General features: G+C 27.4%; 21 protein-coding genes and 1 other RNA gene. 19 read left to right on the top strand and 3 right to left on the bottom strand.

Annotation, left to right across the window (positions count from 1 at the left end):
• Window positions 1-196: 196 nt before the first annotated feature.
• The 5 genes from H9660_RS11175 to H9660_RS11155 all read left to right on the top strand — a co-directional run bounded on the left by H9660_RS11175 (window position 197) and on the right by H9660_RS11155 (window position 3,287).
• Complete coding sequence (locus H9660_RS11175; protein ID WP_191750461.1) at window positions 197-715, top strand: GNAT family N-acetyltransferase; 519 nt, start codon at window positions 197-199, stop codon at window positions 713-715.
• A gap of 5 nt (window positions 716-720) precedes the next feature.
• On the top strand, window positions 721-1,281 hold the full coding sequence (gene lepB, locus H9660_RS11170; RefSeq protein ID WP_191750460.1) for a signal peptidase I: 561 nt from the start codon (window positions 721-723) through the stop codon (window positions 1,279-1,281).
• Window positions 1,282-1,395: 114 nt separating this feature from the next.
• The gene (locus tag H9660_RS11165) at window positions 1,396-2,187 is read left to right on the top strand and encodes a lipid II flippase Amj family protein (RefSeq protein WP_191750459.1); all 792 of its coding nucleotides are present in this window, start codon (window positions 1,396-1,398) and stop codon (window positions 2,185-2,187) included.
• Window positions 2,188-2,267: 80 nt separating this feature from the next.
• Window positions 2,268-2,795, top strand: a complete 528-nt coding sequence (locus tag H9660_RS11160) for a dihydrofolate reductase family protein (protein WP_191750458.1) — start codon at window positions 2,268-2,270, stop codon at window positions 2,793-2,795.
• Window positions 2,796-2,813: 18 nt separating this feature from the next.
• Window positions 2,814-3,287 carry a cupin domain-containing protein gene (locus H9660_RS11155; protein ID WP_191750457.1) on the top strand — a complete coding sequence of 158 codons (474 nt, stop codon included), beginning with the start codon at window positions 2,814-2,816 and terminating at the stop codon, window positions 3,285-3,287.
• Between the two features lie 181 nt (window positions 3,288-3,468).
• Here H9660_RS11155 and H9660_RS11150 read toward each other — a convergent pair whose 3' ends face one another.
• Window positions 3,469-4,779: an aspartate kinase gene (locus H9660_RS11150; RefSeq protein WP_191750456.1), complete on the bottom strand. Its 1,311-nt coding sequence runs from the start codon at window positions 4,777-4,779 to the stop codon at window positions 3,469-3,471.
• Window positions 4,780-4,916: 137 nt separating this feature from the next.
• On the opposite strand from H9660_RS11150, the gene H9660_RS11145 reads away from it, so the two are divergent.
• From H9660_RS11145 to H9660_RS11130, 4 genes are all read left to right on the top strand, one after another.
• Window positions 4,917-5,825, top strand: a complete 909-nt coding sequence (locus H9660_RS11145; protein ID WP_191750455.1) for a M15 family metallopeptidase — start codon at window positions 4,917-4,919, stop codon at window positions 5,823-5,825.
• A gap of 210 nt (window positions 5,826-6,035) precedes the next feature.
• Window positions 6,036-8,156, top strand: a complete 2,121-nt coding sequence (gene nrdD / locus H9660_RS11140; protein WP_191750454.1) for an anaerobic ribonucleoside-triphosphate reductase — start codon at window positions 6,036-6,038, stop codon at window positions 8,154-8,156.
• Between the two features lie 10 nt (window positions 8,157-8,166).
• On the top strand, window positions 8,167-8,667 hold the full coding sequence (nrdG, locus tag H9660_RS11135; RefSeq protein WP_191750453.1) for an anaerobic ribonucleoside-triphosphate reductase activating protein: 501 nt from the start codon (window positions 8,167-8,169) through the stop codon (window positions 8,665-8,667).
• A 219-nt stretch (window positions 8,668-8,886) separates the two neighbouring features.
• Window positions 8,887-15,468: an alpha-amylase family glycosyl hydrolase gene (locus tag H9660_RS11130; RefSeq protein WP_191750452.1), complete on the top strand. Its 6,582-nt coding sequence runs from the start codon at window positions 8,887-8,889 to the stop codon at window positions 15,466-15,468.
• A 124-nt stretch (window positions 15,469-15,592) separates the two neighbouring features.
• On the opposite strand, the gene ytaF is transcribed toward H9660_RS11130, so the two are convergent.
• Window positions 15,593-16,216 (bottom strand): sporulation membrane protein YtaF, encoded by a 624-nt coding sequence (gene ytaF / locus H9660_RS11125; protein ID WP_191750451.1) that lies wholly within the window; start codon window positions 16,214-16,216, stop codon window positions 15,593-15,595.
• A gap of 155 nt (window positions 16,217-16,371) precedes the next feature.
• Here ytaF and H9660_RS11120 point away from each other — a divergent pair, with 155 nt between their 5' ends.
• From H9660_RS11120 to H9660_RS11085, 7 genes are all read left to right on the top strand, one after another.
• Entirely contained in the window at window positions 16,372-16,641 is a 270-nt protein-coding gene (locus H9660_RS11120) for a DUF1292 domain-containing protein (RefSeq protein ID WP_191750450.1), read from the top strand.
• Between the two features lie 12 nt (window positions 16,642-16,653).
• Window positions 16,654-17,052 (top strand): hypothetical protein, encoded by a 399-nt coding sequence (locus H9660_RS11115; RefSeq protein ID WP_191750449.1) that lies wholly within the window; start codon window positions 16,654-16,656, stop codon window positions 17,050-17,052.
• A gap of 66 nt (window positions 17,053-17,118) precedes the next feature.
• Window positions 17,119-17,309, top strand: a non-coding RNA gene (ssrS, locus tag H9660_RS11110) — 6S RNA.
• A gap of 608 nt (window positions 17,310-17,917) precedes the next feature.
• On the top strand, window positions 17,918-18,109 hold the full coding sequence (locus H9660_RS11100; protein ID WP_191750447.1) for a DUF896 domain-containing protein: 192 nt from the start codon (window positions 17,918-17,920) through the stop codon (window positions 18,107-18,109).
• 12 nt (window positions 18,110-18,121) lie between these two features.
• Window positions 18,122-19,027, top strand: a complete 906-nt coding sequence (gene hprK / locus H9660_RS11095; RefSeq protein ID WP_191750446.1) for an HPr(Ser) kinase/phosphatase — start codon at window positions 18,122-18,124, stop codon at window positions 19,025-19,027.
• Between the two features lie 34 nt (window positions 19,028-19,061).
• Entirely contained in the window at window positions 19,062-20,459 is a 1,398-nt protein-coding gene (locus H9660_RS11090; protein WP_191750445.1) for an aminopeptidase, read from the top strand.
• Window positions 20,460-20,540: 81 nt separating this feature from the next.
• The gene (locus H9660_RS11085) at window positions 20,541-20,762 is read left to right on the top strand and encodes a phage holin (RefSeq protein ID WP_191750444.1); all 222 of its coding nucleotides are present in this window, start codon (window positions 20,541-20,543) and stop codon (window positions 20,760-20,762) included.
• Between the two features lie 102 nt (window positions 20,763-20,864).
• Here H9660_RS11085 and H9660_RS11080 read toward each other — a convergent pair whose 3' ends face one another.
• Window positions 20,865-21,704: a PHP domain-containing protein gene (locus H9660_RS11080; protein ID WP_191750443.1), complete on the bottom strand. Its 840-nt coding sequence runs from the start codon at window positions 21,702-21,704 to the stop codon at window positions 20,865-20,867.
• A gap of 93 nt (window positions 21,705-21,797) precedes the next feature.
• On the opposite strand from H9660_RS11080, the gene H9660_RS11075 reads away from it, so the two are divergent.
• From H9660_RS11075 to H9660_RS11065, 3 genes are all read left to right on the top strand, one after another.
• Window positions 21,798-22,391 carry an anthranilate synthase component II gene (locus tag H9660_RS11075; protein ID WP_191750442.1) on the top strand — a complete coding sequence of 198 codons (594 nt, stop codon included), beginning with the start codon at window positions 21,798-21,800 and terminating at the stop codon, window positions 22,389-22,391.
• The gene (gene pabB / locus H9660_RS11070; protein ID WP_191750441.1) at window positions 22,384-23,727 is read left to right on the top strand and encodes an aminodeoxychorismate synthase component I; all 1,344 of its coding nucleotides are present in this window, start codon (window positions 22,384-22,386) and stop codon (window positions 23,725-23,727) included. The genes H9660_RS11075 and pabB overlap by 8 nt, the downstream gene beginning before the upstream one ends.
• Window positions 23,727-24,091 (top strand): aminotransferase class IV (locus H9660_RS11065; protein ID WP_191750440.1); only part of this gene is annotated, 365 nt, incomplete at its 3' end. The genes pabB and H9660_RS11065, both read left to right, overlap by 1 nt.

Genomic DNA, 24,091 nt, shown 5'->3' with positions numbered 1-24,091 from the left:
ATAAATTCCCCCTAATTTTATATTATAACAATATTTTAACATAAATTTCCTCATTTAAGTAATAGTTTAATAATATTTCTTGAAAATAATATGGTATAATTATTGTTAATTAATGGAGGGAATAATATTAAATAAGTATAAAAAATCTATGAAAGCAGTTCTAAATTAAATAAATCTTAAATAAGGAGAAAATTAAATGGAAATAAAAATAAGATTATTAGAGAATGAAGATTTACATGAATACTGGAAAAGTGGATTTGAAAATCCAGATAAAGATATGTTTTATTATACAGGAACAACTAATTATCCGAGTAAAGATGAAATAAAAAAATTTATAGAAAATAGTATTATTGATGAAGAAAGAAGACATTTTTTAATATGTAATAAAGAAGACAATATATTAGGAGAAGTTGTTCTTATGGATATAGATAATGAGTATAGAAGTTGTAGCTTTAGAATAGCCTTATTTAATAAGGAAAACTTTAATAAAGGAATAGGATTTAAAGCTACTAAAGAAGTATTAAAATTTGCTTTTAGAGATTTAAATTTACATAGAGTTGAATTAGAGGTTTTTGATTATAATCCAAGAGCTAAATCTATGTATGAAAAGTGTGGTTTTAAAGAAGAAGGAATTAAAAGAGATGCTTTATTTATAAATAATGAATTTCATGATGTGTATATTATGGCTATTTTAGATTATGAATTTAAGGAGTAGATATTATGAGAAAAAGCTTTTTAAGAGAGATTAGAAGTATTGGTGTAACAATCATAGGAAGTATAATACTAGTATCAATAATTAATACAAAGGTTTTTGCTATGGCAAAAGTTCAACAAAGCTCTATGGAAAATACACTTCATAGTGGTGAGAAACTTTTTGTAGATAAATTAAGTTATAGTTTTACAGCACCTAAAAGAGGCGATATTATTATATTCTTAAAAGATGAAGAAAAAGGAAATTTAATAGAGGAAAGTTATACTTATATTAAGGGGATTATTTCATTAAATAATATTACTGATAATAGAATTAGATATGTAAAAAGAGTAATAGGAATACCTGGAGATGAAATTAATATTGAGTCAGGAAATGTATATGTAAATGGAGAAAAATTAAATGAAGACTATATAAAAGGAGAAACTTATGAAAGAGAAATAAGTTTTCCTTTAAAAGTTGGAGAAGATGAAATATTTGTATTAGGTGATAACAGAGAGGATAGTAGAGATAGTAGAGATTTTGGTACTGTTAAAATAGAACAAGTAGAAGGAAGAGTTATTTTTAAATAGATAGCAAATTATTGCGAATATATTACAATTTTAAAAGTGTATTTAAGTAAATAAATTATTTGGATATAATTAGTAGTACTATAGCTTTTAAAGTATAAAGTTTAAGGAGTGTATATGAGTACTCAAATTATAATAGTATTAGTATTAAATTTTATAATTTCAATAATAGGTACACTAGCCTATTCCACAAGGTTAGTTGGTGTTAGGACAGGGAAAATAGCAGTTACCTATGCAGTTTTTAATGTGCTTATGTTAGTTTCAAGAACTGCAGTTACATTTCAAAGTCCGTTATTAAGCAAGTTTGTAGAGAGCAATCCAAGTAGCAATGAATTAATAAAAATATTTAATTTAATAATAATAGTTTCTGGAATAGCCTCTATTGTAGGCGCTTTTTTAATACCGACATTTCAAACTATGTTTAGTAAGGCTGTAAATCATTTTTCTATTGAAAAATCTATACCTAGATTACTAATTCATAGCTTTTCAAAAACTGGAGTTAAGTATATGAAAGAAAGTATAGCTGTTCCAGTGAAGGGAAGTATAACTAGTATTAATTTTAAAAATCTTCCTAAAAGAATTTTAGTCTATAATTTTATATCTGTAACAATAATTACAGCGGGAGCATTTTCTCCTATATATGCAGGGAGTCTAGTACCGGAATTTAGATTAACTTGTCTATCTCTTTCTCCAATTATTAATGGTATAGCAACTATACTAACTTCAATCTTTATTGATCCGCATTTATCTATAATGACTGATGATGTAATAGAAGGAAAATGTAGTGAAGATGATTTTAGAGGATGTGTAATTGCAATGGTAGGTAGTAAGGTTATTGGAACATTTGCTGCTTTATTAATATTTATTCCAGCATCATACTTAATTGCTTTTATTGCAAATTATATTTAAATATTAATTTGTAATTAGCAATAAAAGTTATATAATTATTTTGTAAATTATGTACTTAAGATATTAATATTGGAGGTAAAATGAATAGAAAAGTTATATTATATATTGCAGTTAGTTTAGATAATTATATCGCAAGGGAAAATGGAGATGTAGATTGGTTAATAGGGGATGGAAGTAACCCTAATATGGACAATGGATATGAGGATTTTTATAAAACTATAGATGTTGTAATATTAGGAAAATCAACGTATGATCAAGTTATAGGCTGGGGAGAATATCCATATAAAAATTGTGAAAGTTATGTTTATACAAGAAAAGAAATTAAAGATAATGAGTATATTAAATTTATAAATGAGGATCCAAGAAATTTAATTTCAAAATTAAAAGAAAAGCCAGGGAAAGATATTTGGATAGTTGGAGGAGCTGATATAGTAGATTTATTTTTAAAACAAGATTTAATAGATGAGTTTATTATTGCAACTATTCCAACTATTTTAGGTAGTGGAATACCGTTATTTAAGGATAGTAATATGGAAATAAAATTAAGCCTAAAAGAAAGTAAAATTTTTGATGGGATTGTTCAAAATCATTATATAAAAAAATATTAATAATCAAAGGAGAAAAAAATGAAAAGTGCAGAATATTATATAAATAATTTAGAGATGGAAAAACATATTGAAGGTGGATATTTTAAAGAATCTTTTCTTTCTGTAGACGAAGTAAGAAAGGATAAGAAATTATGGAGTAGTATATATTTTCTTTTAAAGACAGGTGAGGTATCTAATTTTCATAGATTAAAATCAGATGAATTATGGTATTATCATGATGGTGAAGCGTTAACAATTTATATGATAAGTCCAGAGGGAGAGCTTATAACTAGTCAGTTAGGAAATAATATTGAAAAAGGTGAAAGACCTCAAGTTTTAGTACCTAAGGGATATATTTTTGGATCAGCAATGAATAATGATGGATATGCATTAGTTGGATGTATGGTTTCACCGGCATTTGAATATAGTGAATTTGAGTTGTTTGATAGAGAATATTTATTGAATTTATATCCAGAACATAAAGAAATAATAATTAAGTTAACAAGGAAATAAAAATGCTAGCATTTTTATAATGAAAAATTAAAAATTAAGAATGAAGAATTAAGGAAAAAAATCCTTAGGATTTTTGAATAAAAGGTGTTTTGCACCAATATATTTAAGTTTTGCTGTGCAAAACCACCTTAATTTTACATTCTTAATTCTACATTATTAATTTAAAGATTGCTTTGCAATCTTATACGAATGCTTTGTAAATTGAGTTTATGGCCTTTTCAAAGTGATCATTTTCAATTCCAATTAAAATATTTATTTCACTAGAGCCTTGATCAATCATTCTAATATTAATATTTGATTCACTTAATGAATTAAATATTTTAGCTGCTACTCCTCTATTTTTAGACATTCCATTTCCAACTGTTGCAATTAGGGCCATATTAGGATGTACTACAATTGAGTCTGGATTGCATGTCCTCTTTATTTCATCAACTAATATTTCAGTTTTGTTTTTTAATTGAGCATCAGAAATAACAACACACACTGAATCTATACCTGAAGGCATATTTTCAAAGGAAATACAGTTTTGTTCTAATATAGATAAAACTTTTCTACAAAAACCAAGTTCTGAATTCATCATTGCCTTTTCAATAGAAATTACAGTGAAATCTTTTTTGCCGGCAATACCTTTAATTGGATTATTAAAGTCTTGCTCCATATCTTTTACTATTAAAGTACCAGGATCGCTTGGAGTATTAGTATTTTTGATATTAATAGGAATACCAGCATTTCTTACAGGAAATACTGATTCTTCATGTAAAACAGAAGCTCCCATATAAGAAAGTTCTCTTAATTCTCTATAAGTAATTTTTCTAATTTGCATGGGATTTTCAACAATTCTTGGATCTGCCATTAAAAATCCAGAGACATCTGTCCAGTTTTCGTATAATTTAGCATTTATGCTAGCTGATACTAATGCACCAGTAACATCTGACCCACCTCTAGAAAAGGTAACGATATTACCTAATGAATCTGAACCATAAAATCCTGGAATAACAGCTCTTGTATTTTCATTAAGAATATTTTGCAAGGCTTTGTATGTAGCCTCTGTATCTATACATCCGTACTTATTAAATAAAATAACATCTTTAGCATCAATAAATTCAAAATCAAGATAATTTGCAAGAATAATACCATTTAAATATTCGCCCCTACTTGCAGCATAATCTTTAGATGCTCCATTTTCTATATCATTTTTTATTTTATTTAAATAATAATCTATATCTAATTCTAGATTAAGTTCTAAAACTATATCCCTATATCTATTAGATATTAAATTAAAGACATCATCTAGTGGAATACTAGACTCAATATGTCCATGACAAAGATATAAAAGGTCAGTGATTTTAAAGTCTTTAGAATTTCTTTTACCTGGTGCAGAAGGAACAACTATTTTTCTATTATTATTAGATAAAATAATCTCCTTAACCTTTTTAAATTGATTAGCATCAGCTAAAGAACTTCCCCCAAATTTTGTTACAATCATATTCAATTTTGTGCCCCCTTAAAAAATATATTTACTATATATTAACAACAATTTAAAAAAATCTCAAATAAAAAATTAAAATATTCGAGTTAATAATTTTTTTGGTGGAATACTAAAATATAAATTTATAAGTAGGTGATAAGATGAAGTGGAAAATATTTATTATAAGTAATATATTGCTATTTAATATATTGGCTATAATACCTAGTGCAAAAGAAAATGGGAAGGATTTATACAGAGATAATTGTAAAAGAGATCTCTTAGTATTAATGATGGCATATCCGGATAAAATAAAAGATATTGAAATATCAAAAGATGGATATATATATTTGCTGTTAAATAATGATGAAAAAATAATTTATGATGATAAGAAAGAAAAAAATAAATATGAAAAAATTTCAAATGCAGATATTCAAGATACTTTAGAAGTAATATATCCTTTAGATAGTATAAGTGCTGTAGTAGAAGGAATAGATCCGGGAAGAGGGAGAGCTTATGGCTTTCTTAATAGTATATATGGTGGAACTCAATCTAAAATAGAGAAGAATTTATCTTACTTTTCAACATCTTGTGGTAATATTATGTTTAATAAAAATGCTAAAGCAGGTGAAGCATTAAAGAAATCTTTAGATGAAGCTAAGAAATTAACAGAAAAAGATAATAAAATTAATAATTATATTTTTCCTATAAGTGGTACATATAATTATAGAGTTATTAAGGATACTGGAAGGCTTAGTGCTCATGCTTATGGAATAGCTATTGATTTAAATAGAAATGATTCAGATTATTGGAAGTGGGTAGATAAATCTAAAGGTAGTAAAAGAATAGAAGGGTATCCTAAAGAGTTAGTGAAAGTATTTGAAAATAATGGCTTTGTATGGGGAGGAAAGTGGGAACATTTTGATATTTTACATTTTGAGTATAGACCTGAAATAATTTTAAAAAGTAAATTTTTTAGTGATAAATTAGAAAATGGTAAAGAATGGTATGATGGGGTTCCTAATAATGAAGAAAATAAAAGAATAATAGATATTATAAATAGCAAAATGTAAATTTTTTTTTAAAAGATAAATTTAAAATCAAATATACCTATAAAACAAAAGTAAAGTTAGATAAGTGTAAATTCATAAAGATTCTTTAAGAAATTTAAAAGATAAAAAAAAGCAAATGAAAAATTTTTGTTGTATAATTGAGAAATGAATGTTTAAAAATATATAAAGTTTTACATTAATTAACAAATCAAAGGGGAGTAGATGGGTTAAATGAAAGTCATTAAAAGAGATGGAAGTATAGTAGAATTCGATAAGAGTAAAATAAGAGAAGCTGTAACGAAAGCCATGAAAAATGGTAGCGGAATTTATCTAGGTGATATAGCAAAACTAATAGCTAATGATGCTGAAAAATACTTTAACAAAGAAAAAGAAATGCCAACAATACATAAAATTGAATCATATGTATATGATAGATTAGTTCATTATGGGCAAAGTGTAACTGCAAAATCTTATGAAAGTTATAGAGCGGTTCAAGAGTTTAAAAGAAATACTAATACAACAGATGAAAGTATTTTGAGTCTTTTAAATAAAACTAATGAAGATGTAGCAAAAGAAAATTCTAATAAAAACTCTGTAATAGCTGCAACTCAAAGAGATTTAATTGCTGGTGAAGTTTCAAAGGATATATCTAGAAGAAGACTTATTCCAGCTCATATAGTTCAAGCTCACGATGAAGGTGCAATTCACTGGCATGATATGGATTATACTCTTTCACCAATTTTTAATTGCTGCCTAATTAATTTAGAAGATATGCTTGAAAATGGAACTGTAATTAATGATAAATTAGTTGAATCACCGAAGTCTTTTGGAACAGCATGCACAGTTACTACTCAAATAATAGCACAAGTTTCAAGTAATCAATATGGTGGTCAAAGTATTACAGTTAAACATTTAGCTAAATACTTAAAAGTAACTGAAGAGAAGGCTTATAAGCATTATCTAGAATTATTAAAAGATGAAGAATTAGCGAAAAAATTAGCCTTAGATATTAAGATGAAAGAGCTTAAAGATGGGGTTCAAACAATAAGATATCAATTATCTACTTTACAAACAACAAATGGTCAGTCTCCTTTTTCTACTATTTATTTGGAAATAGAAGAAGGTCATCCTTATGAAGAGGAAATGGCTTTAATTTGTGAGGAAATGATTAAGCAAAGATTAGAAGGAATGAAAAACTATAAGGGACAAGAAATTGGAGAAGCTTTTCCAAAACTTGTATATCTTTTAGAAGAGCATAACTGTCTAGAAGGCGGAAAGTATGATTATATAACTAAGCTTGCTGCTAAATGTACAGCTAGAAGATTAGTTCCTGATTATCAATCAGCTAAGATAATGAGACAAAATTATGAAGGAAATGCATTCCCACCAATGGGATGTAGATCTCATTTAGCTCCTTGGAAAGATGAAAATGGTAATTATAAATGGTATGGTAGATTTAATCAGGGTGTTGTAAGTTTAAATTTACCTCAAATAGCTATAGTTTCAGAAGGAGATATGGAATTATTCTGGGATATGTTAGATCAAAGATTAGAATTATGTAAGGAGGCGTTATTAACAAGACATAATATGCTTCTTGGTACAAGTTCCGATGTTTCACCTATTCATTGGCAACATGGTGCAATAGCAAGATTAAATAAAGGTGAAAATATAGATAAGTTATTAAAAAATGGTTATTCAACTTTATCATTAGGATATGTAGGAATACATGAAATGGTACAAGCTATGCTTGGAGAGAGTCACACTAGTGAAAAAGGTGAAAAATTTGCATTAGATGTAATGAATCATATGAATGAAGCTTGTCAAAAATGGAAAAATGAAACAGGATTAGGTTTTAGTTTATATGGAACTCCAGCAGAAAATTTAATTTATAGATTCTGTAGATTGGATAAAGCTAAATTTGGACTTATAAAAAATGTTACTGATAAATTATATTATACTAATTCTTATCATGTTCATGTATGTGAAGAAATAGATGCTTTCAGTAAATTAAAGTTTGAATCACAATTCCATGGAATTAGTTTAGGTGGATGTATTTCTTATGTAGAAGTTCCAGACATGAGTAAAAACTTAGAAGCTGTAGAACAAATAATTAACTTCATATATCATAATATACAATATGCAGAAATTAATACAAAGCCAGATACATGTTATAAGTGTGGATATACTGGAGAAATAAAGTTAGATGAAAATTTAGCTTGGTATTGTCCTTCTTGTGGAAATAGAGAAGAAACAGAAATGCAAGTAATGAGAAGAACCTGTGGATATATAGGTACAAATTTTTGGAATAAAGGCAGAACAGCTGAAATAGGAGATAGAGTATTACATTTATAAGGGTGATTAAATGAACTATGCAAAAATTAGAAAGTTTGATGTTAGTAATGGTCCAGGGATTAGAGCTACACTATTTGTAAGTGGATGTACAAATGGGTGTAACGGATGCTTTAATAAAGAGCTACAAGATTTTAATTATGGTAACAAATGGACTAAAGAAGTTGAAGATGAATTTGTTAACCAAGTAAAAAATTCTAACATAGTAGGGGTAAATATCTTAGGTGGAGAGCCTATGGATCAAATAAAAGATGAAAGTTTACTAAAGCTATTAAAGAGAATAAAAGAAGAAACTCAAAAAAGTATTTGGTTATGGTCAGGTTATATCTATGAAGATATAATAACTTGTGATAAAAAGAGTCAAATTTTATCTTATGTAGATGTCTTAATAGATGGTAGATTTGAAGAAGATAAAAGAAATATATCGTTAAAGTATAGGGGTTCATCTAATCAAAGAATTATAGATATAGTTAAAAGTAATGAGAATAATAGAGTTATAGAAATTGAAATTTAAAGGGGATGTGTAAACATCTCCTTTAATGTTTATTTTAGAATTATAAAACTAAAAATTGTAAATATGTTTTATGTTTTTGTGCTTTAATACAAAAATAAATAAAAATATAGAGAAAAAAATTCAAATAAATTACAATTATATAAGGATAGTTCCATAAATATTAGAAATGAAAATGGAAACGTTTCCGAAGTATTCTTATTAAATAAAAGGAGGATTATTATGAGGGTAAATAATTTTTTGAAGCACAAATCTAAATTGGTTCTATTCATAGTATTAATGTTTATTTTAACTCTTATACCTATTCCTAACAGTACAGTTAAAGCTGATACCGAAGCTATGGAAAAGGTTAAAATAAGGTTTATAAAAGAAGATGCTGATTATAGTAATTGGAATATTTGGATTTGGTGGACAGATAATGATGGAAAAGAGGTGAAATTTACTCACCAGGATGAACGAGGAGTTTATGCTGTTATTGAAGCTCCTAAAGATGCAAAACTTGGATTTATTATAAGAAAAGGTAATTGGGAGACTAAAGCAACGACAAATGTTGAGTATGATTTATCTAAAGGACCTAAAGAAATTATAGTTACATCAGAAAAAATAGATAAGGATAATCCAGAGGCAAAAGTAGATTATCAAGATTTATATAAGGATTTTGATAAGATTAATATTAAGGTTAATTATAGTAGGTTTGATAATAAATATGATGGATGGCAATTATGGAATTGGATAGATGGTGGACAAGAAGGTTCAGAAGATACTATAGTTAATTTAAGTGAAACAAATGAATATGGTGTATATGGAAATTTAACTTTTAATAATATAACTAAAAATAATAAACAAGTAGGTGTTATATTTAGAACCGATAAGTGGACTTTAAAGGATGGTGGAGATAAGCTTATAGATTTAGCTTATTTAGATTGTAATGGTAATTTAGAGGTTTATTATAAGCAATTAGAAGACAGAACTTATTATTCAAAGCCAGAAATAATAGAAGATAATATTGTAGCTGATGAATTGGTTAATCAACAAGGTGGGAAAAATCAATGGTTTATAGCAGGATCTTTTCAAGGATGGAATAACAGCAATAAAGAAACTCAATTAAAGCATCTAGTAGATGGATTTTTCGAATATTCTACAGTTTTAGGAGCAGGTGAATATCAGTTTAAAATTGTTAAAAATGGTACTTGGGATGGCTTCAGTAATAACGGTAATAATTTTGAATTAAATTTAACAGAGAAAACTAAAGTTAATTTTTATGTTAATGAGGAATTAAATGAAGCTAGAATTAATTTAGAGGGGGTTAATGGATTAACTCAATATGTTCCGGAGATAAGTAGTGATAAGTGGCCAAGATTAGTAGGGGATATACAAAAAGTATTTGGTGAAGAAAACTGGTCTCCACAAAATGCTAGACAAATGTTTGTAGATTATAATTTTGATGGCAGTGTATATAAATTACAAAGAAATATACCTATTGGAAAATTTGAAGCTAAGGTAGCCTTTGGAGCAAGTTGGGATGAAAGTTATGGAGCTGATGAAAAGGGGAATAATCTAATAGTTAATACATTAGATCCAGCTGATGTAGTTTTTACTATAAATTATAAAGAGGATAAGATATTAACACATAACTATAAACCTAAAGAAGGAAGCTATGATGGTTTAATAGATAAATCTAAAATAGAATTCGATTCAAGAAATATAACTTATAAAAAGCCTTTTGGAGCTATAAAAGAGGAGTCAGAAGACTTAACATTAAGGATTGGTGTAGCAAGAGAAGATGTTCAAGTTGCTAAGCTTGAAATGACTGATGGAAATGGAATAGCAAAGAGCTATGATATGAGAAAGGCGACTACTGTAGGGGAAAAGGATTATTATGAAGTAAATATACCTAAAGAGGATTTTGTTGGAATAGGAGTTTGGGGATACAAATTTATACTTGTAGATGGAAAGACTAAAATTGAATATGGAGATGATAGTTTAAGTGGAGGAACTGGAGTAGCAGTTGAAGAAGGGGCTTTGCCATATAATTTAACTGTATATGATAAAGATTATACAACTCCAGAGTGGATGAAAAATGCAACTGTCTATCAAATATTCCCTGATAGATTTTTTGATGGGGAAGAAGATAATAATAGAGCAAAGCTTATAGATGGTTATCGTGGGTATGTTATGAAAGATGGAAAAATAGTTCCATATGATCTTCAATACTATGATGGTGGTGTAACAAATGATCCAGCATCATCTAAGGTTTGGGGAAGTTGGAGTGACTATCCTGAAAATCCAAGACAATCAACCCCTGAAAATAAGCCATATTATCCCAATACTAAGACTGATACTATTTGGTCAAATGAATTTTATGGTGGAGATATTCAAGGGATTCAAGAAAAACTTGAATATTTAAAATCTATTGGAATTACAGCGATTTATTTAAATCCAGTTGCTTGGGCATCATCAAATCATAAGTATGATGCAACTGATTATAAGCATCTAGATCCAATGTTTGGTGAGCCTGTTTACAATAAAGAAGGGGATGCAACTTCAGGATTAAATTACGAAAAGACAAGAGCAAAATCAGATAGAATTTATCAGGCTTTTGCAGATGCAGCTAATAAGGCTAATATTAAGATTATTGCTGATGGAGTATTTAACCATGTAGGTGATGATTCAATTTATTTTGATAGATATGAAAAGTATCCTGAAATAGGAGCTTATGAATATTGGAAGAGAGTTTATGACAAAGTTAATGATGCTAAAACACAAGAAGTAGCTGAAAAAGAAGTAATAAAAGAATATGAAAGTAAAATTAATCCTTTGACTGGTAAAAAGTATTCTTATCCAGAAGACTTTGGATTTATAAATTGGTTTAAAGTTGAGAATAAGTGGGTGGTTAAAGATAAGGATGGTAATTCTTTAGAAGAGAAGGAGCAACATTATGAATATGAAGGATGGTGGGGATATGACTCACTACCTGTTATGGAATCTAAAGAACCACAAGAAGGTGATGAATTAGCATTAGATGGCTATCATGAATGGAATAATGTTGATTATAGAGAAAACGTTATAGGATATGATTTAACTGGTTTAAGTGATGAGGAAGCAGAAGAAAAAATGGAATTTGCAGCATCACAAAGATGGATATGGATGGGGGCAAGAGGATGGAGATTAGATGTAGCACCTGATGTATCAACTAGAACATGGCAAAAATTTAGAGAGGCTGTAAAGTCTACAACAGGAAGAACAGATGTAAATGGAAATATTATAGATGAACCAATAATATTGGGTGAAGAGTGGGGAGTTGCAACAAACTATTTACTAGGTGATCAATTTGATTCAGTTATGAATTATCAGTTTAGAGCAGCACTTCAAAATTACATTATAAATGGGAATGCTGTTACATTTAATAATGCATTAGAAGTTATTAGAGAAAATTATCCTAAGGAAGCATGGCAAGCTATGCTAAATTTAGTTGACTCCCATGATACAGTACGTAATATAACAAAAATAGATAATCCAACTTGGGAAGAGGAAAATACAAAAATTGCTCCAGAAGCTAGTGATAAAGCTTTGAAATTACAAGAATTAACAGCAATATTCCAATTAGGATATGCAGGAGCTCCAACAATTTATTATGGAGATGAAGTAGGGGTTACTGGAACTAAGGATCCTGATTCAAGAAGAACTTTCCCATGGGAAAGAATAGCAGAAAATAATGGAGAATATAGTGCTGGGGGAAGATATGAAAGTTTATTTAATGTATATAAAAATGCGGCTAATGTAAGGAATAAAAATTTAGATGTTTTTGCAACAGGAGATATATATACAGCTTATGCAGAAGGAAATACTATTGCTTATGCTAGAAAGAGCGAAAATAAGGGTGGATTATTAGTTATTAATAAGGAATCAGTAGAAAAAACTATAGAATCCAATGTAGCTGGATTTTTACCAGATGGATTAGAATTAAAGGATCAATTATACGGTAATATAAAATCTACAGTTAAAGATGGTAAAATAATAATAACTGTACCAGCAGAAACAGGTTTAATGATGGTTTCAACTAATAGTATAGTAAAAGTTAATAAGGTCGAAGGATTAAAAGCAACTGGAGAAGAAGGAAAAGTAAGTTTATCTTGGAATGAAGTTGAGGGTGCTAAAGAGTATAAAATATATAAAACAAATTTAGAAGGACAAAATATAAAGTACGTTTCAACTGTCAATAAACTAAACTATGAAGATAATGAAGTAGAAAATGGAGTTAGATATTATTACTATGTAACTGCTTTAAAAGATGGTGGAGAAAGTGAACTTAGTAATGCAGTAACAGCACTTCCTTCATATACAATTAAGGAAATTTTAAAACCAAGTGAAGTTAATGATATGACAATAGGAGTTGGAAATAAAACAGGAGAAATAACTGTAAAAATTAATATACCTGGTATAACTGATAATGATGAATACAATGGAAAAGAAGTACCAAACTTTGAAGCAAAATTAATGTATTATAAGGATGGGACTTTAAAAGATAATGCTTATAGTACTAAATTAAGATACAAAGGAGATTCAAAGGAAGATAGAACAAAGATTTATTATGCAGAATTTGAACCTACTGAAGAAGGAATTTATAATTACTATGTAAAGGCAACTACAAACTATGGAGATACTTATGTAGAGTCAATAGAATCAGAATTTAAAGCAAAGATAAATTTAGATGACAATTTATCTATTGAAGTACCTGCTTTAAAGGATATATTAGTTGAATCTAATAGGAGTAAATTAGAATGGGAATCAAATGGAGATAATATCGAAGGATATGAAGTATATAGAAAAGAAGGAACTGGAGAATATATAAAGATTGCTGTTTTAGATAATGACACAAGGGACTATACTGATTTTACTGTTAGCAATGGTAAAAACTATACTTATAAAATAGCAGCGTATAATAGATCCTACAATAGAGTATATTCAAGTGAAAAAGATGTAACACCAACTTTAGTTATGGTTGATGTAACACTTAGACTTCATATTCCAAATTATACTCCAGTTACAGATGATATTTTCATAGCCGGAGATTTAAATGGATGGAATGCATCTGGTGGAAAATTGAATGTACCAAGTGGTGCTACTTCAAGAGATATAGTAGAGTATAAATTTAAAATGATGGCAGGAAAGAGTATTCAATATAAATATACAAGAGGATCATGGACAACAGAAGCGTATACTAGTCATAAACGCGTTGCTAATGATACTGAAGATTATGGTAATTGGGCTTATAGCTCTACTGATACAAATATGAAATTAACTATACAAAATCAAGGTGGAAACTCAATGGTAGTTGATGATTATGTATTAGGTTGGGTAGATATGCCAATAATAATTACAATGCCTAGAATATCATATGGAGAAAATATTGAATATGAAACAACAGATGATAACTTTACATTAAAGGGGAAGGTACCATATGGAGTTGAGTTTACTATAAATGGAGAAGATATAAATAGCCTATATGAAAATGCTATGGATGTTTATGGCAATGTATATGTTGAAGGAATTAAATTAAATCCAGGATTAAATGAATATAAAATTCATATAGAGCCAACAGAAGAAACGGTTAACTTACCATGGTACACTGATGATGGAAGAGTTTCACAAGCTACGAAAGATATTATTATGAAAATTAATTATAAAAATGATATTAGTTATGAAGAGATTAAGGTAACAGGAATTACACTAAATAAAGTATCAGCAAATTTAAAAATAGATGAGGAGCTTAAATTAGAGGCAAGTATTTTACCTGAGAATGCAACTAATAAAGAGGTTTCTTGGACAAGTAGTGATGAGAAAGTAGCTATAGTAGATAAGGATGGAAATGTAAAAGCTATATCAGAAGGAGAATCTATAATTACTGTTACTACTAAGGATGGAGATTTTACTGCGGAATGTAAAGTAATAGTTACTGGAAAAGACATAAGTGATGGCAATGAAGAAAATCCAGGGAATAACTCGGGAGAGAATCCAGGAGAAAACTCAGGAGATAAACCAGAGGAAAATCCAGGTGAGAATTCGGGAGAGAACTCAGGAGAAAACTTAGAAGAAAATCCAGGAAATGATGAGTCGTCAGAAAGTGAATTTGAAATTATAATTGATAAACTAGAGAATCCAAATGGACAAAATTTAATAATTATAGATAAGGAATATAATAATATTAGAGTCGAAATTAAAGATATAGAGTCTATAAAAAATGGTACAGGAAATATTCAAATAAAAAATGGAGAAAATTCTATAATACTACCATTTGAATTAATAGATAAAGATTTAATTAAAGAGGGTTCAACATTAGTATTTGAAATGAATATTAATCCAGACAAGATTATTACAGCTGGAATAAAGGGAGTAAAAAAAGTATTTGAGTTTAAATTATTTGTAAAGAATGGAAATGAAAATATACCAATATATGACTTTAAAAATGGATTTGCAACTATTACTATAAAACTATCTGATGAAGATTTAAAAGGTTTAAATAAAGATAAATTAGCTGTATTTTATTACAATGAAGAAAATAATACCTTTGAAATACTTGAAACATCTATAAATGGAAATGAAATAAAATTTAAAACAAATCATTTTAGTAAATTTATTATTGCTGAAAAAGATACAAACAAAGAAGGAGAAAAATTACCACAAACTGGTGGAAATAATCCAACCTATTTATTAATATTGGCTTTAATAGCAGTTGGAATAGGAAGTACATTTATATTAAAAAATAAAAAATCAAAAGATAATAGTAATAAGGAAAACCAATAAAAAACTCTACTATAGATTAAGAGTAAATTAATAAGAAAATTTATAGAGAAAAACAATAAAGATGTATTTAATAAATAAATTTAGAGGCTGTCTGTGAGACAGCCTCTTTATAATATATTTGATTTTAAAATACCCTTAGAAATGCTAATATTATTAACATTAATCCTGATAACCAAGAAAGATTTAGATTTAAATTTTCAACAAATTTCTTACCAATATAAAATCCAAGTAATATTAATATAAAGCCAATAAAGATAGAAAGAGTAAAAACTTCTATATAATTAATTGAAATTAAACTACTTCCAAATCCTACGGCTAAACTATCTAAAGATAAAGCAAAGGCTAAATACATTGCTTCTTTAGATGTTAAAATCTTCGAATTATCGAAATCTGCTTTTATTTCGTCGGCATATACTTGAAGAACAAATTGAAAGTCGAATAATTTGAATGTTAGTGGGGATAAAGACTTATAATTATTATTAATATAACTTTTTAAAACTCCTTCAAATAATCTATATACACCTAAGCAAAATAAAATAATAAAACTAATGCTTTTTGCTATGTTTAATGGAATATAATTTTGGAGTAAACCACCAACTAATAAAGATATTCCAAGCATAGTAGATGAAATTATATCTAATATTAATACTGATCTTAAGGGTATTTTTATTTTACTAGTACCATATGAAATACTTGCTAAAAATGAATCAATAGATACTGATAAGACTAATATTAATGTTTCTAGCATAATTTTACCCTCTGAAATTGAATTGATAGTTTATAATATGAAAATAAATATGTTAAAGTTACATAAAATATAAATATAAAAAATATATAAAATACTAGAAAAAAGTAAAATTTATATATAAAATAGAATGGATAATGAAGATAAAGGAGAATAAAATGGATAAAAAGGATTTAAATATAAGTGATGAAGAAAAAGTTATAATGAGCTTTTTAGATGAAAATGGAGAAAAGGTGGATTTTGAAGCAGTAGCTAAGGTCTATTTAAAAGAAGTAGAATATTTACTTTTAGCTCCTATAGATGAAGAAAGTGAAGATATTTATGTATTTAGAGTAGATGAAGTTGATGGAAAAGAAGAATTAAATTTAGTTGAAGATGATAAAGAATTCCTTGCAGTAAAAAAGGAATATAAAAAACTGTTATATTAATTGGAGGACATCATGAATAGTGATAAGATAATTGAAATACTTGAAGAAAATAATATGTCAGAAATAGAAGAATTAAAAAATGAAAATGGAATTTGCTTAGTTAAGTTTTTTTTAGATTTTGATGAAGATTTACTAAAGGCAGCTAGAAGCTATTCTAACGAAGAAAGTGATTGTGAAGAAGAAAGTGATGAGTGGTTCAAAGAATACTTTATACCATATCTATATGAATATGGAAATGATGAAGTTGTAGATATAATAGAAGAAATAGTAGAAGAATTAGATATATGTGGAGAAGTTATGGCTTTTCAATTTGATTCATCTAATTATGAATTTATGCAATTTATGGCGTTATTTACAGATGAAAATCAAGATGTAGCAATAGAAGATGTAGCAAAAGAATATATTTGTTAGAGGTTTACTTTTATTCCAAAAGAATATATTGCAATAGAAAAAATCTGTGCTATAATAAAAGCATAGTTAATCCTGAGATGTTCGCTTAGCTTAAAATATTCAACCTACATTGAATATACGGGATTTGTGATATCTAGTTGTATGTCGGGCTTCAGTAATTCACAATTTGTGGCGGAAGAAGACAAAAAATTAGTGAACTTAACCCACCTGCGAGGAGCAGGTATGAATATTTAAGTGACCGGCATGTTGGGAATATATTTACTTTGTAATACCTCATAGTGAGGTATTTTTTGTTTTTGTACACAAAATTTTATATTTTGTGTACAAAAATTATTTAATTAATATGTGTATTTTATAAAACATTAATTAAAACACACATATAGTATAGTATTTTTAAGCTACTCTATTTAGAGTAGGTCTATAGGAACTTTTTCTTATATATTTCTTATAGATGCTTTTTTGATATGAGCTAATCAACTTGTCCAAATCTTGAGAAACATATATTATTAATTTATTACTAGGAGAAAGATATCCTAATAAAAAATTAAGAAGAGCTTTTTTAAACATCATTTTTTTCTTACGTCTTGTTAACAAATCTAACACCTCCATCGATTTACAAAATTTATCGTTATCTAACATTATTATACCAAAAAGTATAAAAATGTAAATTTAAATAGTAATACAAAAATCTACAAATTAATGTAAATTACTTCTTTAAGTCTACATAAAACCAATAAAAAAATACATACTACTAATAAAATAGGTTGTGTAATTAATTACATATGTCGAAATTATATAAGTTGATATTGAGTACAAATGAAGGTAAAATAGAATAAAAGGTTTTTATAGAAAGGATGAACTAAAGATGGATAAAGAAAATATGAAAATAGATGATGTGATTAAGAGAATAAATGAACTTTACAAAAAAAGTAAAGAAGTTGGATTAGATGAAGCAGAGAAAGAAGAACAACAAAAGTTAAGAAGAATATACATTGATAATGTAAAAAGAAACTTTAGAGCACAATTAGAAACTGTTGAACTAAAAAAAAGAAATTAAAGGGTGGTAAATTTGTCAGTTACAGTTGAAAAATTAATAAAAGATTTTGATTTAGAAATCTTATCAGAAGGTGAAAAGGGAATAGAGGTAGCAGTAAATGATATAAATAGACCTGGATTACAATTAGCAGGATTTTATAATTATTTTGCACCAGAAAGAATACAAGTTATAGGTAAAGCTGAATGGAGCTTCTTGGAAACTATGGGAATTGAACTAAGAAGAAAAAGAATAGATAAATATTTTAGTTTCAATTTGAAATGTTTAATTATAACTAGAGATTTAGAACCTCAAGAAGAATTAATGAAAGCAGCATTAAGAAATAAAGTTTGGTTACTTAGAACTAACTTAGTAACAACTAAGTTTATGAGTAAATTGACAATTTATCTTGCAGGTCAATTAGCTCCAGAAACTAGATTGCATGGAGTTTTAGTAGATGTATATGGAATTGGTATTTTAATTACAGGAGAAAGTGGAATTGGTAAAAGTGAAACTGCTCTTGAACTTATAAAAAGAGGGCATAGGCTAGTAACTGATGATGCTGTAGATATAAGAGAGGTAGATGGAGAACTTATAGGAACATCTCCTAGAATAACAATAGGAATGCTTGAAGTTAGAGGAATAGGAATTATAGATGTAGCATCTTTATATGGATTAAGTTCAGTACTTCCTGAAAAAGATATTCAACTTCTTATGCATTTTGAACACTGGAAAGATGATGGAGATTATGATAGATTAGGTCTAAATGATGAAAGACAAGATATATTAGGGGTAAAGTTAAAGAAGTTGAGAGTGCCTGTAAGACCAGGAAGAAATATTGCAGTTATTATTGAAGCTGCAGCAGTTAATTATAGACATTCGCTTATGTCAGATGTTACACCTGTAGATATAATTGAAAGCAGAATGGATAAAATAATATAATAAGATAAAAAATATTTATATATGGAGGATAATTATGGGTAAAATTGAAGAAAAGAAAAACCCTTGGTTAGAGTATCAAGGAGAAAAAAGAGAGGAATTATTTGAATTTTGTAAGGGATACATAGAATATATGTCTACTTGCAAAACAGAAAGAGAATGTGTATTAACTAGTATAGATATGGCAATGGCTTTTGGTTTTAGAGATTTAGAAGAAATAATAGAAAATGAGGAATCTTTAAAAGCTGGAGATAAGGTATTTTTAAATAATAAGGATAAAGCTTTAGCTTTATTTGTAATTGGTGAAGAATCAATGGAAAGAGGTTTAAGAATTATAGGATCACATGTTGATTCACCAAGATTAGATTTAAAACAAAATCCATTATATGAGGATTCAAATCTTGCTATGATGGAAACTCACTATTATGGTGGAGTTAAAAAATATCAATGGGTTACACTACCATTAGCATTACATGGAGTTGTTGTTAAAAAAGATGGAACTAAGATAGATGTAGTTATAGGGGAAGATGATAATGATCCAGTAATAGGAATATCAGATTTATTAATACATTTATCGCAAGATCAACTTCAAAAGAAGGCTAATGTTGTAATTGAAGGAGAAGATTTAAATATATTAGTTGGAAGCATGCCTTTAGAAGGAGAAGATAAAGATGCTGTTAAGGCTAATATTTTAAAAATATTAAAAGAAAAATATGATTTTGAAGAAGAAGACTTTATATCTGCTGAGATAGAGGTTGTTCCAGCTGGAAGAGCTAGAGAGTATGGTTTAGATAGAAGTATGGTGATGGCTTACGGTCAAGATGATAGAGTATGTGCATATACATCATTAATGGCATTATTAGATATAGATAATCCTAAATACACAAGCGTAGTGTTATTAGTAGATAAAGAAGAAGTTGGAAGTAATGGTGCGACAGGAATGCATTCAAGATTTTTTGAAAATGCAGTTTCAGAAGTAATGGATAGACTTGGAGAGTATTCAAGTTTAAAATTAAGAAGAGCATTAACTAATTCAAAAATGTTATCTGCAGATGTATCAGCAGCTTTTGATCCAAACTATCCATCTGTAATGGAAAGAAAAAACTCAGCTTACTTTGGTAAAGGATTAGTATTTAACAAATATACTGGAGCTAGAGGTAAAGCAGGTTGTAATGATGCTAATCCAGAATTTATTGCATGGCTTAGAAATATAATGGATAAAAATAATATAGTATATCAAACAGCAGAACTTGGTAAGGTTGACCAAGGTGGTGGTGGCACTATAGCTTATATATTAGCTGAGTATAATATGGAAGTTATAGATTGTGGAGTAGCACTACAAAACATGCATGCTCCTTGGGAAATTGCAAGTAAACTAGATATATATGAGGCAATGAAGGGATATAGAGCATTTTTAGCAGAAGAAGATAACTAATGATTTGAAAATCCTCCTATTTTATTCACAGAAAAATATTATGTGAATAAAATATAGTAGATAACACAAGGAGGATTTAAAATGAAATTTGATTGGACAAGATTTAAAAACTATGGTCTTTGGGTATCCGTTTTAGCATTAATTCCAATGATTTTAAGTTCCTTCGGAGTTAAAGTGGTACCAGAAGAATATCAAGCTATATCAAATACTATCTTAGCTATTTTAGTTGCGTTAGGAATAATAAGTAATCCTACGACTCAACGTAAATGGTATTCAGATGATAAAGATGATAGTAATGAATAAGTGGTAAAGAATCATATTCAGGTTTCGGCTTACAGCGCTAAGATATCTTGTTATGATATTTTAATAATTTTAAATTTAAGAAAAAAATTAAGTTACAGGAGTTTAATCCTGTAACTTTTTTAACCATTCTAGCATTTTTAATGTGTCATTATCTTGAGGAATAACTACATCTCCAACATTTCCATGAGAAGGATCACTAGGGATTCCATGACAATCAGAACCACAAGAAATATATAAATTCTTTTCTTTGGCTAAATTTAATAGATTAATAGTATCAGACTTAGAATTTCTGTAATAGATTGCTTCTAGTCCATCAAAACCTAAATTTAATAAATCCTCTATAGGAGTTTTTTTAACCAATATAGGATGAGCTAAAAAAACTAAAGCATTAAATTCTTTTAAAAGATTTAATCCATCAATTGTAGATAACTTTGTAGAAGGGATATAAGCTGGACAATTATTTCCTATGAAGTTATTAAAAATATATTCATTATCATAAGGATATCCAGCATCTATAATAGCTTTTGCTATATGAGGTCTTGCAATAGTATCTTTTCCATTAGATAAAACTTTATCTATATCTAATTCTATATCATGAAGTTTCTTTAAATTCTCAACTATTTTATAAGCTCTTGAGATTCTATTTTCTTTAAAGCTATTTAAAATTTCATTTAATTTAGGATGATTGTAGTTATTTTTATGGAAGAAGCCTAAAATATGAATTGATTCGCCATTATATTCAGTAGATAATTCAATTCCAGGAATAAAGTTAATATGAAGGTTATTAGCTGTTTCCATAGCCTCCTGAGTTCCTGTCATGGTATCATGATCTGTTAAAGATATATAATTAAGATCTTTTTTCTTAGCCATTTCAATTACTTCTTTAGGTGTATATCTACCATCAGAGCAAATTGAATGATTATGTAAATCACATTTAAACATTGTATCTCCTTTCAAATTAATATGATATAATTTATTCATTAAAAACATTTTAGCATATATATAATATTTTTAGTATAAAACTTGGAGGATAAAATGATTTTAATGATTGATAATTATGATTCTTTTGTATTTAACTTAGTTAGATATATTGAAGAATTAGGAGAAGATATTTTAATATACAGAAATGATAAAATATCAATAGATGAAATTAATAATTTAAATATAGATGGAATAATTATTTCACCAGGACCAAAATCTCCAAAGGATGCTGGAATATCACTAGATATAATGCATAATTTTAAAGGAATAAAGCCTATACTTGGAATATGTTTAGGGCATCAATGTATAGGTCACTATTTTAAAAGTAAAATTATAAAAGGGAATGAACCTGTTCATGGTAAAATAAGTTATATATCTCATAATGAAAATAATTTATTTAAAGGAGTAAAAAATCCACTAAGAGTAACAAGGTATCATTCTCTTATAATTGATAATGATAATCTTAATGAAGAAATAGAAGTAACAGCATATACAAAAGATAATGTTATTATGGGAATTAAGCATAAAAATTACCCGATTTTTGGAGTGCAATTTCATCCTGAAGCAGAAATGACAGAGGAAGGACATAAAATATTAAAAAATTTTATAGATATTACTAAAAAATTTAAGGAGGATAAAAATGATTAAAATAAAAGAAGTAGAAATAAATTTTAATCCTCTTGAAGTATATAATATTTTTAAAAATGAAAAAAATACTATATTATTAGATTCATCTAATAAAGATGAGTCTTTATCAAAGTTTTCTTTTATAGGTATAAATCCATTTAAAACTTTTGAGTCTAAGGGAAAAAAAGTTTTTATAGATGATATTGAAGTTAATGGGGAACCTTTTGAGGTTTTAGAAAAGCTTATAAAAGACTACTATAATAATGAATGTAATTATAGTAATATACCATTATTATCTGGAGCAATGGGATATATTTCTTATGATATTTGCAGAATATTAGAAGAGATACCTAATACAAGTATAGAAGATTTTAATATAAGTGATATGAGATTTATTTTTTATAATAATATTATTATTTTTGACTTAATAAATAATAAGCAATTTATAACATCATTAAATGGAAAAGAAGATGAAATAAATTTTATATTAAATAAAATAAGTAAATGTGAACATATAGAAGAGGTTAAAGTTGGAGAAATAAAAAATAATTTTATATCTAACTTTAATAAAGAAGATTATAAAAATTCTATAAGAAAATTAAAGGACTATATAGTAAATGGTGATGTGTATATTGCTAATATGACTCAAAGATTTTATACAGAAACTAATGAAGAGTCTTTTGAAATATATAAAAAGCTTAGAAGCATAAATAAGGCTCCATTTTCAGCTTTCTTAAATTTTAATGATTTTCAAATAATAAGTTCATCACCTGAAAGATTTATTGAAATAAATAATAAAAAAGTAATTACTAGACCGATTAAAGGGACAAGGCCTAGAGGTAAAAATAAAGAAGAGGATTTGAAAAATAGTTTAGAACTTTTAAATAGTGAAAAAGATAAAGCAGAATTATTAATGGTAGTTGATTTAGAAAGAAATGATTTAAGTAAGGTTTGTAAACCACACTCTGTAAAGGTAACAGAGCTTTTTAAATTAGAGGAGTATGCTACAGTATTTCATTTAGTATCAACTGTAGAGGGAGTACTAAAAGAAAGTGTTTCTTCTGTAAAGTGTATCAAGGAATGTTTCCCGGGAGGATCAATTACTGGAACACCTAAAATTAGAGCTATGGAAATAATTGAAGAACTAGAAAAATTAAAGAGAAATATATATACAGGTGCAATAGGCTATTTTGATTTTAGAGGAAATGCAGATTTTAATATTGCTATTAGGACTATAATTAAAAAGGATAATAAAGCATATTTTGGAGTAGGTGGGGGAATAACTTACGATTCTAATGAAGAGGATGAATATAATGAAACTTTAGATAAAGCTAAAGCTTTAATGAGGGTGCTATAATGAGAAGAATAATATTTAATGAAGAAAGTATAGAAATAGATAGTGGGTTCTTCTTTGGAAAAGGTGTATTTGAAACTATATTAGTAAAGAATAAAGCAATTTTTTTATCTGAACATATAGAGAGACTTAATAAATCAATAAGATTTTTAAATATAGGTGAAAAAATTAGTGAGGATAAAATTTTAGAGCTAATTGAAAAATTTAATATTAAAAATTGTGTTTTAAAAATTATTGTTACAGAAAGAAATTTAGTTTTAAGTACACGCAATATTAATTATAAAACTGAAGATTACTTAAAAGGATTTTCATTAAAAATTTCTGAAATTATTAGAAACTCTAAATCAAAATTGACATACATAAAATC

The sequence above is a fragment of the Clostridium gallinarum genome (genome assembly GCF_014836325.1).
In the GTDB taxonomy this organism is placed as follows: Bacteria; Bacillota; Clostridia; order Clostridiales; family Clostridiaceae; genus Clostridium; species Clostridium gallinarum.
Note: the sequence above shows the minus strand (reverse complement) of the source record. Positions and strands in the feature narration are given on the sequence as shown.